At 36.2% G+C, this 14,186-nt stretch carries 9 protein-coding genes and 1 pseudogene; 4 read left to right on the forward strand and 6 right to left on the reverse strand.

Annotated features, from left to right (window positions below):
• Window positions 1–810, forward strand: a complete 810-nt coding sequence (locus ACJRPK_RS08535; protein ID WP_407139513.1) for a hypothetical protein — start codon at window positions 1–3, stop codon at window positions 808–810.
• Here ACJRPK_RS08535 and ACJRPK_RS08540 read toward each other — a convergent pair.
• Window positions 807–2,090: a replication-associated recombination protein A gene (locus tag ACJRPK_RS08540; RefSeq protein ID WP_407139514.1), complete on the reverse strand. Its 1,284-nt coding sequence runs from the start codon at window positions 2,088–2,090 to the stop codon at window positions 807–809. The genes ACJRPK_RS08535 and ACJRPK_RS08540 overlap by 4 nt on opposite strands.
• A 151-nt stretch (window positions 2,091–2,241) precedes the next feature.
• On the opposite strand from ACJRPK_RS08540, the gene ACJRPK_RS08545 reads away from it, so the two are divergent.
• Together ACJRPK_RS08545 and ACJRPK_RS08550 are read left to right on the forward strand one after the other, a co-directional pair.
• Window positions 2,242–2,982, forward strand: a complete 741-nt coding sequence (locus ACJRPK_RS08545; RefSeq protein ID WP_407139515.1) for a rhomboid family intramembrane serine protease — start codon at window positions 2,242–2,244, stop codon at window positions 2,980–2,982.
• An 80-nt stretch (window positions 2,983–3,062) separates the two neighbouring features.
• Window positions 3,063–3,335, forward strand: coding sequence for a GIY-YIG nuclease family protein (locus ACJRPK_RS08550; RefSeq protein ID WP_407139516.1), 273 nt, complete (start codon window positions 3,063–3,065; stop codon window positions 3,333–3,335).
• Window positions 3,336–3,429: 94 nt separating this feature from the next.
• Here ACJRPK_RS08550 and rlmB read toward each other — a convergent pair whose 3' ends face one another.
• The 5 genes from rlmB to ACJRPK_RS08575 form a co-directional block, all read right to left on the reverse strand.
• Window positions 3,430–4,164: a 23S rRNA (guanosine(2251)-2'-O)-methyltransferase RlmB gene (gene rlmB / locus ACJRPK_RS08555; protein ID WP_407139517.1), complete on the reverse strand. Its 735-nt coding sequence runs from the start codon at window positions 4,162–4,164 to the stop codon at window positions 3,430–3,432.
• An 83-nt stretch (window positions 4,165–4,247) separates the two neighbouring features.
• Window positions 4,248–5,669: a tetratricopeptide repeat protein gene (locus ACJRPK_RS08560; RefSeq protein ID WP_407139518.1), complete on the reverse strand. Its 1,422-nt coding sequence runs from the start codon at window positions 5,667–5,669 to the stop codon at window positions 4,248–4,250.
• 21 nt (window positions 5,670–5,690) lie between these two features.
• Window positions 5,691–8,504 carry a carboxypeptidase-like regulatory domain-containing protein gene (locus ACJRPK_RS08565; RefSeq protein ID WP_407139519.1) on the reverse strand — a complete coding sequence of 938 codons (2,814 nt, stop codon included), beginning with the start codon at window positions 8,502–8,504 and terminating at the stop codon, window positions 5,691–5,693.
• Window positions 8,505–8,856: 352 nt separating this feature from the next.
• Window positions 8,857–10,428: a SusD/RagB family nutrient-binding outer membrane lipoprotein gene (locus tag ACJRPK_RS08570; RefSeq protein ID WP_407139520.1), complete on the reverse strand. Its 1,572-nt coding sequence runs from the start codon at window positions 10,426–10,428 to the stop codon at window positions 8,857–8,859.
• 6 nt (window positions 10,429–10,434) lie between these two features.
• The gene (locus ACJRPK_RS08575) at window positions 10,435–13,665 is read right to left on the reverse strand and encodes a SusC/RagA family TonB-linked outer membrane protein (protein WP_407139521.1); all 3,231 of its coding nucleotides are present in this window, start codon (window positions 13,663–13,665) and stop codon (window positions 10,435–10,437) included.
• A gap of 443 nt (window positions 13,666–14,108) precedes the next feature.
• Between ACJRPK_RS08575 and ACJRPK_RS08580 the strand changes: the two are divergent.
• A pseudogene (locus tag ACJRPK_RS08580) lies at window positions 14,109–14,186 on the forward strand (30S ribosomal protein S12); the annotation flags it as partial.

Consider the following 14,186-nt stretch of genomic DNA (forward strand, 5'->3'; position numbering starts at 1 on the left):
ATGAAACGTGTTTTATTAGTATTGGTTGTTATTTTAAGCAGTGGCTTACTCTCTGCTCAAAAAGAGGTTAATTCATATAAATATGTAATAGTTCCTAAAAAATATGGTTTTCTCAAAAGTGAGAATGCATATCAGGTGAATGCGCTAACAAAATTTTTATTTGAGAAAAATGGATTTTCGACCGTTATGCAGGGTGAGTCTTTCCCGGATGATCTAAAAAGGAATGGTTGTTTAGCTTTGCATGCCGATGTAAAAAAGAACTCAGGACTATTTACTACCAAGTTAGTAGTCGAGTTAAAAGATTGCAATGCTAATGTGTTGTTTACTTCTAAAGTAGGGGAGAGTAGAGAAAAAGAATTTAAGACTGCCTATCATGAAGCGCTAAGGGATGCTTTTACTTCAGTAGCTCAATTACAATATACGTATACGCCGATAAATACTCCGGGTGATGAAAATGTTGTCATCGTCTCATCAGGTATTGTTCCCTCAAATACAGAAGGCGCTACCGAAGTAAATACAATAGAGAAAAATTCCAATGCTCCTACGGCAGAGGCAAAATATACCTTTAATGCTAAAATATATATTCTCAAAAAACAGTCTTATGGTTATAGCATAGAAGAAAAGAAAGCCGACTCAAGCGCATTTGTGGGAAAGGTATATCAAACATCAGTTTCTAATAGTTATATGCTGCAAGCAGCATCTTTAAGTGGTCATGCATTTTTTGATGCCGAAGGTAATTTCATTCTTGAGCGAATTATTGAAGGCTCAGATTTTTTATCAAAAGATACGTTTTCTAAGTTAGAAAATTAATAGTTGTATTTTTCTCCCCAACGTACTTTTAAATACGAGCGTAATGCATTTTCACGTTGATTACTACCGGGGTCATAAAGTTTTGTGTTACTGATCTCTTTTGGTAAAAACTCCTGTTCTACAAAATTATTGGTATGATTATGGGCATATTTATAATCTTCACCATACCCCAGGTCCTTCATAAGCTTGGTAGGTGCATTTCTAAGATGAAGTGGTATTGATAAATCGCCTGTCTGTTTGACGAGTTGCTGCGCTTTATTGATTGCCATATAAGAAGCATTACTTTTTGCAGAGGTAGCTAGATAGACCGTACATTGACTCAGTAAGATTCTGGATTCAGGATATCCAATGGTAGTAACAGCCTGAAAGGTGTTGTTAGCCATGATGAGTGCTGTAGGGTTGGCGTTTCCAATATCTTCAGAAGCAGCAATAATCAAGCGTCTGGCAATAAACTTTAGGTCCTCACCACCTTCTATCATGCGAGCCAACCAGTAAACTGCTCCGTTAGGATCACTACCCCGAATAGATTTAATAAAGGCAGAGATTATGTCATAATGTTGTTCTCCTGTTTTATCATAGCGAACTGTGTTTTGTTGAACTAATCTGGTAACGAGGTCATCCGTAATCGTTATGGATTCTTGATCCTGACTATTGACAATGAGCTCAAAAATATTAAGTAGCTTTCTGGCGTCTCCTCCGCTTAATTTAAGTAGTGCGTGCGTTTCTGTTAAAGAAATTTTCTTAGTTTTTAAAAAATCATCCTCCTCAATGGCTCGATACAACAGCTTTTCTAGCTCATCTTTTCCAAAAGGATTAAGGACATATACCTGACATCGGGATAACAATGCAGGAATAACTTCAAAACTAGGGTTTTCTGTAGTTGCCCCAATAAGGGTGACCCATCCTTTTTCTACTGCACCTAGCAAGGAGTCTTGTTGAGATTTGCTGAATCGATGAATTTCATCTATAAAAAGAATCGGATTCTTAGCAGTAAAAAGACCACCACTGTTTTTGGCTTTTTCTATTACTTCGCGTACTTCCTTCACACCACTGCTGATAGCACTCAAAGTGTAAAACGGACGTCCTGATTCGTTTGCTATAATGTTAGCTAGTGTTGTTTTACCGACACCAGGTGGTCCCCAGAGAATTAGAGAAGGAATTATGCCTCGGGTTATTTGTTGTTTAAGCGATCCTTGATCTCCTACAAGATGTTCCTGGCTTAAATAACTTTCCAAGGTAGTTGGACGTATGCGTTCTGCAAGTGGTGCATTTGTATTCATGCTACAAAGTTACAAATATCAAGTGATCGTTTACGCTAAGTTTTTCATAAGGCTTTTTTTAGATTTTAGATTTATATTATATTCGATAGGACGAATACTGACAATTTTTCCATAGCTGATAGTGTGGAGGGTTTTTTGATATATGTAATGTATGAAGAGTAATAATGACTTTAGTTTTACAAGCGGTGTAATTGGATATCCAATTCTTTTTGTTTTGCTAATTTGGATAATCTTTTGGGCGGAGTCACGTTTTGGTTTCAATCTTAATTATTTAGGAGTGTATCCTCGTAGCTTATCCGGGTTGCAAGGTATTTTATTCTCTCCTTTTATCCATTCAGGGCTCTCTCATCTCTGGAACAATACATTGCCATTACTTATCTTATCAACAGCACTGTTTTATTTTTATCCAACTCGCAGCTGGACGGTTTTGGGTCTGGGGTTTATCATGACCGGAATTTTGACATGGATTATAGGAAGATCTTCGTTACACATTGGTGCTAGCGGAATGATTTATATGCTTTTCAGTTTTTTGTTCTTTAAAGGAATTATAACTAAATATTACCGATTAATTGCGTTATCTTTTATTGTCGTCTTTATGTATGGAAGTATGTTGTGGTATATCTTCCCGATTAAAGATGGTATATCGTGGGAGGGGCATTTGTCCGGGTTAGTAACCGGATTACTATTGGCAATTTTTATTAAGAATGGAATAGTTCAAAAAAAAATATACCCATGGGAGCATCCGAATTATGATCCCGAAGAAGATGATTTTATGAAGCACTTTGATGAAAACGGAAACTTTATTGAGCGGGTAGAGGAAGAGGACTCAGAAAACGATGTTCAGGTAATTTATGAATATAAACCGGATTCGGACAGGAAAACTGAAAAATAAAAAACCTGTATTTTAAATTAGTATGTTTGTCATCCCTGCGTGGGCAGGGATCCACCATATGTTTTGTTTACTCAAACTTTATGCTAAAGCCAACACACCAATACGCTGTATATATTGTAACGAATAAAAAGAACGGAACCTTATATATAGAAGTTACCAATAATCTAGAAAGAAGGATTTTTGAACACAAAGAAAAACTAGTTGAGGGGTTTACAAAAAAATATGGATTGGATAAACTAATATATTTTGAAATATATCAACATGTTAATGATGCTATTCTTAGAGAGAAAAGAATAAAGAAATGGAAAAGACAATGGAAGATAAATCTTATCGAACAAGATAACGAAAATTAGAATGATTTGGCTATTGATTGGTCTAATTAAATGGATCCCTGCCTACGTAGGGATGACATGACCAGAGCATACTTAAAAAGGACTAGCTTTTATCTTACATCCTTTGTCGTATTGCTTCATATAGGAAAGCACCACAAGCCACTGAAACGTTGAGAGAGCCAATAGAACCAAACATAGGGAGCTTTGCTTTTTGATCAACCATTTTAAGTAAAGAAGAAGTAACTCCTTTTCCTTCACTTCCCATAATGATCGCAGTAGGAAGCGTCAAATCAGCTTGATAAATTGTTTGCTCTGTTTTTTCTGTAGCGGCAACTACCTGAATTCCTGAACCCTGCATATAAAATACAGCATCCTTAATATGGTCTACTTTACAAATAGGCATTTTAAAAATTGCGCCGGCAGATGTTTTTACGGTATCTGCGCTAACCGGTGCACCACCCTTTTTCTGAATAATGATTCCGTGTACACCTGTACACTCTGCAGTTCTTATGATAGCTCCAAAATTTCTCACATCTGATAATTGATCCAGAATCAAAAATAAGGGAGTTTCTCCTGATTCAATAACGTTCATTACGAGATTTTCGAGATCAGCAAAAACGATAGGGGAGGTTAGTGCAACCACACCTTGATGATTTTTACGTGTAAGCCTATTAAGCTTCTCTACAGGAACAAATGCGTAGGTAATGTGTTGTTCATTCAAAAGATCCATTAATTCTTTAGACAAGGCCCCTTGTAAGCCTTTTTGAACAAAAACTTTATCAATGGTCTGATTCGCATTAATAGCCTCAATCACCGCACGTATTCCAAAAATCTGAGAGTCATTTTTCATGGGCACAAATATAGGCTAAAAAAAACATCCCCCTGAAAATTTCAGGGGGATGTAAGTAATAAAAATTTTGTTTAAACTGAAATCTAGTGGAAAGGTAATACTTGTTCTGAACCTTTATTGTCAACTAGAATCTCATTTACATTGATAGTGGTTTCAACTGTCTTTGCATCTTTATCATAGGTGAATGCATCTAAATCATCTGCAACAGCTGCGATAAAAGATGGTACAACTTTAACCGTACTAGCATCACCTTCAGAGATGTTAGGGTTTAGACTGATTTCTTCTTGAAAAATCACTAATTTGATACCCATATCTACAAAACGTAGTCCTTCAGCAATAAATATTTCTTGACGAGTTCTGTACAATAATTCTAGCCCAGCATCAGTAGCAGTGATTGAAGGGATGTCTGTAAGCTCTAGAGAAGTTCCAGATATACTTGGTACATCAATAAGTCCATCTTTACGACTTAATACTAGATCAGTTCTGCCATTAACTACAATATCAGCGCTGTCTGGTCTGGATCCCGGTTCGTTATCATCACGATCTTCAACCGAATCATTAATACTTCTCACTTCTCTGTTATCAACTAAAGTTAAAAGATTTTCCATGTTTGATTGAGCTGCAAGAGCATTATTATCAGAAAGATTTGCTTCTGCCAGAATCAAATGAGCTTCCTCTGCCTTAAGATAGTACACCGATTGATCTAATTCTGGATCAAGAAATGAATACTTAGGATCTAAAAAATCAAGTGTTGGTAAAGGTTGGAAATCATCAAAAGTAGCTCTTTGATATAGGGCTGATTCAAATCTGTTAACGGGTCCCTCTTTTTGATCATACTGAGCTCCTCTCAAAAAGTCATCATCAAGTGATAGTGCATTCTGTGCAGCAGTTCTAGCCTCAGCTTTGTTTCCCAAATAGTAATTAGCTCTTGCTTTGGCTAAATAATACTCTGGTTTAGGGTTTAGGTCGATTGCTAAATCTAACGAAGTAATAGCACTCGCTAAGTTTTCAGCCGAAGACACGGGCGCACCTAAAGGTTCTTGTGGTAAAGCAGAAAAATACATACCTGCAAAGAGATAAGACATTCCTTCAAAGAAATGATATTCTGCTTCAGTAGTAGTTTTGTACTCCGGATCATTAGGACCTATTGTCGTAAGACCATACTGTGCACTATTTCTCACTTCAGCAATTTGAAATTGAGTATCCCGCATATCAGGGTCATCGATTCGTATCTCTAATCCATCTAAGAATTGATTATAAAATGTTTGTGTATTCTCATAATTATCAGAACCTAATTCAGCAAGAATTAAAATCTCATTAAGAGTAATAGACATATTACGTTCTAGACCACTCAACCATATCTGAGAAGAGTTTGGTGTTCCTAAAACTGCAGATTCAGTTAAACTTGGATCCGTTACAGTGGTAAAGTCTGTAGCATCCTTAAAGTTGTCGGTACAACTTATAAGTAGACTAAAAATACTTATATATATTGATATTTTTTTCATTATTAATGCTTTTAAAATTTCTTAAAATTGAAACTTGATTGAACTCATAAATATTCTTGGAGCCGATTCAGTACCATAGGCAAATCCACCACTACCAAATGCATTCTGATCTCCAATTCCAGATCCTGTAGTTTCAGGGTCAAAGTTTCCTGATGTCCAGTTAAAAGGATTGGTAACTGTAAATCCAATTTTTACATCATTAAATGGCTTTAGCTTGTCTCCAAACGAATAATTTACTCCGATATTACGAATTTTAACGAAATCATTATCAAATGTAAAATAGTTTACATAGTTAAATGGAGAGTTGGTTGCTGCCATAAGATCCTCGGGAATTCCCTCATCATCCACACCACGTAAGTGACGTAATAAGAAACTCAGGTCTACAATTTTACCACCAAACTGGTAATCACCAGTCATAAAGAAGTTAAACTTATCCCAGGTATAGGTAAGACCGAAAGAACCAAAATTTGGAGCGAAAGTATCACCTAAAGGAGTGTCTGGAGTAAAAGTATACGTTCCGTCAGCTTCTTGTGTTGCTGCAGTTCCTCTTAAGTACCCTAGACTTTGTCCTTCTTCAACCCAAGCACCAATTACAGTAAATCCACCAACATTAAATGCTGGAGCTCCGCTAGTACTTGTTACGATATTTTCATTTTTATTATAGGAGAAATTAACATTTAAATTATGCTTTTCAGTTCTTATCAAATCTGCATTAAGAGCAAATTCCCAACCTTTATTTTCAACTTCACCAATGTTCTGCACTTGTCTTTCTAGTGCCTCAGATTGTGCGTAGTTTGGAGTAAATAAACCATCAGTTGTCTTCGCAGAATATCTGGTAGCACTTAGGTTAAGGCGATTGTTAAAAAAGCCTACTTCTGCTCCAAATTCAGTTGTAGCAATAACTTCAGAGCGTAAATTTCTGTTACCAGTTTGTCCAAACTCAAAAGAAGGTTTTCCTAAAAATGGGTTCAAATCTAAAGTTTTGTTTGCGGCAAATGCTCTAGCAAAATTTGTAGCCTCTCCATAATTTGCACGAAGTTTCAGAGTAGATACCACGTCTTTGATTCCACTATCATAATAGAAGTCATGATCAGAAATATTATAAGTAATACCAACTTTAGGTATAAACAATAGATCACTGTCTTCTCCAGATAACGTATTTTGATCAAATCTTCCACCAAATTCTAAATAGGCAACATTATAGATTCCAATATTTTCTAAGAAATATACACCGTAGTTTGCGCTTTCAAGAATAAAATCATCAGCAGTTATTGTAGGAAAAAGACCGTTATCAGTAGTTCCATCAACACCTCCTGAAGCATCCGTTCTAAATTGTCTGTCAGTAGTTCTGAAAAATTGTCCACCAAAGATAGTTACGAACTCAAAGTTCTCGGTGTTTGCGCGGTGTGTAAAGTTAATGTCTCCAGTAACCGTAAAAGCATTACGTAAAACTCTAGTAAGAGATGCTCGATCTGTAGTACCAGGATTAATTGATCCAAGAGCAATTAGCAATTCATTTGTGTCATTTTCCTCACTTACCGTAGATCTAGAATCCACACCTATTGTAGCAGTGGCTGAAAAATTATCGCTAAAATCATACAAGAATTTATTTGAATTCGTAAAACGATTAACTTTATTCGTAATGTCCACTAGCGGCCCAATTTCATTAGAACGATCTAATTCTACTTGCCATTCGGCATCTGTTAACTCATCAAGATTTCCTCTTCCTCCACCTTCAAAAGCAGAAAATCTTGAGAAACTTGTATTTGCGTTAAAGTCTAAATTAGATTCAAATCCAACATAAGAAAATGATCCTTGATATCTCAGTTTATCAGAAACTTGCGCTCCTAAACCAAAAGACAAACTTCTTTTAACTTGTTCGTTAATTTTGTTGTAAGAATCATCAGCATAAATACTTCCTGAAAAGTTGTAAGTAACTTTTTCGTTTCCACCATTCACACCCAATTTATATTCTTGAGCAAATCCTGGTTTGAAAAGAGCTTCTTTTGTTCTTTCGTATTTAAGAAAGTCATCGGTAGCCTTAATAACACCTAATCTACTTTCTACAGTAATTCTTGCACGACCTTTCGTACCTTTTTTAGTAATGATTTGGATTACACCATTTGCTGCGTCTGCTCCGTATAGTGTAGTTGCTGCACCCCCTTTAATATACTCAATTTTTTCAATTGATTCAACAGGGATATCCGCTAAAGCAGAGATACTTGCTCCACCCGTGTCTATACCAAGATTAGGATTAGAGTTCAAATTGTCCACACGTACACCATCTACAATTACTACAGGTGTTGCAGATGAATTCGCCGAGATAGGCCCTCTTGTACGAATAATAGCCGCCGTCCCCGGTTGACCAGAACTTAATCTAATCTGTGCACTGGGAGAAGTTGACTGTAATAGCTGGTCAATCTGGTTAGAAGGTAGTCTTTCTACCTCTTCTGCAGTTAAGAAATCCACCGTAGTAGAAAGCTTTCGCTTAGCAATACCAGAACCCTGACCAGAAATAACTACTTCTTCCAACATTGCTGCTGCTGGTTCAAGTGCTACATTGATCGTTGTTTCGGCATCTACCGCTACTTCTTTGGTTTCAAAACCAACATAACTGAATGCTAATACAGCACCTCTGTTTGTTTGGATTGCGTAATTACCATCAAAATCGGTTTGCGTACCATTTGTTGTGTTTTTTACAATAATGTTTACTCCTGGTAGGGGTAAACCTTTGTCATCGGTAACTGTACCGGAAATTGTTTTCTCTTGTGCAAACGTAAATTGCACAATAAACGCTAGGAATAGCGTTAAAATTCCACTAAACTTTGTTCTCATTTTATGATTTATTTGAATTAGCCAGCTCCAAAAATGATAATTTAATCGATATAAAGCAACTTTTACCCGTTAATTTTAAAAAAACACGAGGATTGTAAGTTGTGAAATGTTAATAAATCTTAAGTGTGGGCTGAAAGCGATTGATGTATTTATGCTTGAATCTGTTTTCCAACCATTAATCGTTATTTTTTTTTGTTAGATATATGTTGTTGAATTTCTTTGATTTACATTTAAGTAAGAGTGTTGTTAAATAATTTACAGCCGTGAGAAGGATGTAGGTTAAATAAAAAAAACCGTCTGAAATTACAATTTCAGACGGTTCATATTCTAATTTAGAAAAAAAACTAAAAATTTAGTTTACATCCCAAAATAGTTTGCTTGTTATTACATCACCATCGTTCAGTTTAGATACTGCGTCTGCACGATTGTTACCGTTTAATGTTTGTAGAATAACAGGATACCTAAGTCTTGTAGGTAAATCTGTAAGACCCTCGCCGGCTTCAAATGTATAAGTAGTTTCTCCTGCTGGACCAGCTTGTGCTGGAGGTAGAGTTATTACATCATTGGGGGCAACTAATGTGCTTGGAAATCCAGTTCTTCTGTATTCTGCCCATGCTTCATGAGATTGCATATACAATGCTACATATTTTTGATTAAGAACCGTTTCTTCTGATGCAGGAGGAAGGGTTCCTATGAAAGTAGCGATATCAGCTGAATCAACCCCCCACTTTTCCATCGATGCGGTTACACCATCAACGTAATCTGCTTGACTGAAACCGTTATGCTCAGAAAGAATAAATTTAACTTCAGCGTACTCCATAAGCACTTCTTGATAATCTGGCTTCAGAATATTGCTGCTCATGAAGGAATAGGTTGTAAATGGTAATAAATTAGCTTGTCTAAAAGCGTAAGGAACACCTTCGTAATCATCAGGATCCGTACTTGTAGTGTAGCTATCAGCTTTAATGTCATCAATGCTGACAGTTGTCGGAGCGGCCATTTTAAATAATCTTGGGTCTTCACCAAAGTTGCCGGTTTGACCTTTTAATAAATTTACAAATGGTGCTGCAACTGCAAAATCAGTTCTTGTGATGAAAGCTCTCCAAAAAGGAGAAGCACCGTTATCCGTAACGTCATATTTTTGAGCGGCGTTGTCAGCATTGGATTCGAAAACTCCATCTGCTATTGCAGCATTAATTGCACTATTGGCTAAGGTTGGATTAACATTCCTTAAACGGTTGGCAACTCTCAAAATCAATGAATTTGCAAACTTTTTCCATTTTGTAGCATCCCCGTTATATATATTATCTCCTGATGTGAACACTGCTTCATTCGTGTTAATCATATCAGCCGATTCTCTCAACTCTTTCAAAATGTCACTGTAGATCTTCTCTTGTGAAGCAAAAACAGGTGAAGTTATGTCATCAACCTGTAGTGCTTGGAATTCAGGATCATCGCTTCCATAAGAATAGTAAGGAACATCACCGAAGAAATCAGTTAGTTTGTGAAATAAATAAGAAAGCATAATTCTTGATGCTGCAATTTGATTATCATTATTTCCAACGGATGAAACAAATGCTCTAGTAGCAGGATCTTCATTGAGATCAATTATAGCTTTGAAATCAGTAGCTACTAAATAAGTAGTTTGATAAATACTTTGGGCTGTTGTTTCTCTGTACAAATATCTGTCTTCGTCAGCATAAGCATTTTGACCCCAATATTGCATCCAGGGTAATGTCAATCTTCCTGCATTAAAAGCATTTCTGCTAAAATCTGTGTATTCTTTAGTAGCACTATTGAATATAGCACTAGTTGATACGACTTCCGGTCGATTAGGATTTTCGTTATAATTCTCTAAATTATCGCTACACGATACTAAGCAAGAAGCATAAATAAATACTATTGTTGCTATTATTTTTTTCATAATTTCTTAAAATTTTAATTCTACATTCAGTCCAAATGTTCTTGTTGAAGGTAAAGATCCTCCTTCAGAACCTTGAATATTACCACTACCTGATGTAGCAACTTCTGGATCAATATCATCATTGTCAAGACCCCATACCAATAAATTTCTACCGAATGCGGTAAATCTTACAGATTCTAAACCTCCTATCCATTTCTTCGGAAGTGTATATCCTAAAGTTATTTCACGAAGTTTTACATAGTCCGCGTCAAAAACGTTTTGAGCATCTGATCTAAAAAAGTAATCTTGGCCAAACTGCTGGGCAGTTATAGCCGTTGTGTTTGGAGAGGTTCCGGTTACTGTGTAATCACCATTTTCATCATATGTCACCGTCCCTGTTACACCGTCGAGGACAATACCGTCTTCTCTTATATTATTAGCTGCCGTTTGTTCAAGTATACCTGAATAGTTACCCCAGATGTTAGTTAAGGATCTATATTTACCTCCTTGTTGCACGTCAATTAACACGCCAAGGTTAATGCCTTTATAGTTGAAGCTGTTTTTGAAGCCCATATTGTAATCAGGTAATACTGAACCTAAATTCTCTACATTTCTGGTTTCTAAGTACCTTCCATTAGCATCAACAACCTTGTTTCCTTGGTCATCAAAAACATAATTAGTACCTCGAATTATACCATAGGATTCTCCAACAACAGCATTTACGCTAACTCCGTTAAAAGGGAAACGACCAATTTGTAAGCTTTCGGTACCTTCTCTAAGCTCCAATAACTCATTTTCATTTTTGGCAAAGTTCCATGTGAAATCCCAAGTAAAGTCGTCAGTTTGAACAGGTGTTATATTTAGAAGAACCTCAATTCCTTTATTTGACATTTCTCCTGCATTGGTAAAGATTTCTGTATAACCAGTGGATGGATCTACTGCAACTGGCGTAATAAGATCACTGGTAACCTCGTCATAATAAGTAACATCAAAACTTATACGATTTTTCAAAAATGCCATTTCAAGACCTACTTCCCAAGTAGATTTTTCTTCCGGCTTTAAAAATGCGTTGTTTTTAGTTATGTCATTTGAAAATTGAATGTTACCTAAAAAGGTACCTCCAGGACCGGTTGTAAATCCTGGTCCACTTCCATAAGTGTTTTGTAATTGATATGCATTAGTGTCATTTCCTACTTCTGCTAAACCAGCTCTAATTTTACCGAATGTTAGCCAAGTACTTTCAATAAATTGAGAAAAAACAATACTACCACTAACAGAAGGATAGAAATAAGAATTATTGTCAGTTGGTAGCGTTGAAGACCAGTCATTTCTTCCTGTGATGGTTAGATAGGCAAAGTTGTCATAGCCTAATCCAAAAGATCCAAATACACTATTAACTCTTTTGCGCGTATCAAATTCTGTTACATTAGCGTCCTCATTGGAGTTGCTTATATTGTATATTCCAGCAGTAGCTAAACCGCCTCTGGTATTTGCGCTTAATCTTTGAGTTTCAACATCTCGTCTGTTGGCACCTACAAAAGTGTTAACAGTTAATTTGTTATCAAAGAAAGCGTCGTCATAGTGTAAACGACCCTCATAATTTAACTCTTCAAAACTTCTGTTAGCTTCAGAGTACGAGGATTGTGCTTGTGAGCCAATAGATACTCTTTCGTTAATTGAGAAGTTGTAAGTATCACCGTATAGTTTAACGTTGGCATAGATTTTATCTGTGATATCATATTTTAATCCAAGAGATCCATACCATCTTGTTCTTTTGTCTTCTGCTGTATTTTCATTTATAGTCCAATATGGATTGTCTGAATACCTAGGAGTTGCATTGTCGAAAGCTACTCTGTTCCATGTACGTTGAGTACCATCAGGCAACTGATATTTCTTCAAGCGCTCAAAATCTAAAGATGTTTGGCCGAACTGATAGAATTGTTGTACCACACCTTCACCCGTATATCCTGAGGCTGGTCTGTTGAAACCTTCTGTTATCGTTAGGTTAACACCGGCATCGATTTTTAATTTCTCTGTCAATTGAGAGGAGCCATTAAAATTTACAGTAGTCTTGTTTAATTCTGAGTTAGGAACAATACCGGTTGTTTTAGTATTACCCACTGATAATCTGACTTGTGATTTTTCAGTTCCTTGTGAGAAAGAAATGTTGTTGTTAAAAGACACTCCTGTATTAAAGAAATCTTCTCGGTCATTTTCAGGATATACCCAGGCTCTAGGGTTTAGATAATCATTAGGGAATTCAGGATCAAAGGCATCCCAATGTAAAACTCTTCTATTAGGATCGTACCTAGGACCCCAAGATTCGTCAGTAGCGTAATCAACTATGTCATAAGTAGTCCCATTGATAGTTGCTTGCTGAAAGTCGGATTGTTCGAAAGTACCTGCGTTTCCAGCTCCACCACCATAAAGTTTTTGAACTTTAGGTAAGATATTAACTTGGTCAAAAGATACTCCAGAGTTAAATGTAACCTCAGCTTTTCCTGTTTTACCTGATTTAGTAGTAATTAAGATAACTCCATTATTTGCTCTGGAACCATAAAGTGCAGCAGCAGCTCCTCCTTTTAATACACTCATGCTAGCCACGTCATCTGGATTGATGTCGAATCCAGAGTCACCATAATCACGACCTCCACCACCTGTTTGAGTGTTGGTGTCATTATAGTTAGAGTTATCAAGAGGAATTCCGTCAACTACAATTAAAGGCCGGTTTTCGCCTAAAACAGAACCAGGACCCCTAAGAAGAATTCGTGAGGAACCTCCAAGGTTACCACTCGGTGTTGAAATTTGAACACCAGCCACTTTACCCGACAGGGAATTTAAAGCATTTGCATTTCTGGTTTCGGTTAAATCTTCACCACCTACTGATTGAACAGAGTATCCCAAAGATTTTTTCTCTCTAGAAATACCTAGCGCTGTAACTACAACTTCTTCCAGTTCAGCAGCCGATGCTTCTAGTTGAACATTAATAGTAGCATCAGATGAAACAGCAACTTCTTTATCGGCAAACCCTAAATAACTAAATACTAATGTGCTTCCCTCAGAAGCTGAAATAGTATAAAGCCCGTCAAAATCAGTTTGTGTTCCAGTAGATGTGTTTTTAACAATAATGTTTACTCCCGGCAGTGGCAATCCACTGTCGTCTGTAACCTTACCGGTTACGGTTTTTTCCTGTGCGAACGATAGTTGCACAACAAACGCTAATAAAAGCGTTAGAATTCCATTAAACTTTGTCTTCATTTTATAATTTATTTGAATTAGCCTGAGTCAAAAATCAAAATAATTTAATTAGTAAACAACTTTTTACAAGGTTAATTGATGAATTATTAACTATTCTATGTAAACTTTAGATAAAATGAATGTTAATTTTAATTTCTTTGCTCTTTTCGCTTCTTTAAAGGATTGATTTCAACCTGATATAAGTTGATTTCTTTAGTATTCTTGGTCTTTTAAGTTTAGAGTGCACTTGTGTTGTGATTTAACGAAACAGTAATGATGGGTGTAATGAATACAAGAGGGGATTAATGGGTGAAATAGATAAATATTGCACATGTAAGTGTTTGTGGACTCAAAACTATTTGAAAATTAATTAGTTTGGATTTGAATACTTCAAAAATAATTATACCTTTGCAGCCCTCATAAAAGAGGATTAATAAAAATTTAATTATAGTGTAAAGCAAATTATGCCAACAATTTCACAATTAGTACGAAAAGGTAGAGCCAAAATAACTAAGAAGAGTAAATCGGCTGCTTTGGATTCT

The organism is Aquimarina sp. 2-A2, assembly GCF_045505135.1.
GTDB lineage: Bacteria > Bacteroidota > Bacteroidia > Flavobacteriales > Flavobacteriaceae > Aquimarina > Aquimarina intermedia.

What these genes read in the sequence shown, in the direction of transcription:
- ACJRPK_RS08570 (WP_407139520.1), bottom strand. Translation starts at nt 10,428, where the DNA reads ATGAAAAAAATAATAGCAACAATAGTATTTATTTATGCTTCTTGCTTA.
- ACJRPK_RS08550 (WP_407139516.1), top strand. Translation starts at nt 3,063, where the DNA reads ATGCTAAAGCCAACACACCAATACGCTGTATATATTGTAACGAATAAA.
- ACJRPK_RS08540 (WP_407139514.1), bottom strand. Translation starts at nt 2,090, where the DNA reads ATGAATACAAATGCACCACTTGCAGAACGCATACGTCCAACTACCTTG.
- rlmB (WP_407139517.1), bottom strand. Translation starts at nt 4,164, where the DNA reads ATGAAAAATGACTCTCAGATTTTTGGAATACGTGCGGTGATTGAGGCT.
- ACJRPK_RS08545 (WP_407139515.1), top strand. Translation starts at nt 2,242, where the DNA reads ATGAAGAGTAATAATGACTTTAGTTTTACAAGCGGTGTAATTGGATAT.
- ACJRPK_RS08560 (WP_407139518.1), bottom strand. Translation starts at nt 5,669, where the DNA reads ATGAAAAAAATATCAATATATATAAGTATTTTTAGTCTACTTATAAGT.
- ACJRPK_RS08535 (WP_407139513.1), top strand. Translation starts at nt 1, where the DNA reads ATGAAACGTGTTTTATTAGTATTGGTTGTTATTTTAAGCAGTGGCTTA.
- ACJRPK_RS08565 (WP_407139519.1), bottom strand. Translation starts at nt 8,504, where the DNA reads ATGAGAACAAAGTTTAGTGGAATTTTAACGCTATTCCTAGCGTTTATT.
- ACJRPK_RS08575 (WP_407139521.1), bottom strand. Translation starts at nt 13,665, where the DNA reads ATGAAGACAAAGTTTAATGGAATTCTAACGCTTTTATTAGCGTTTGTT.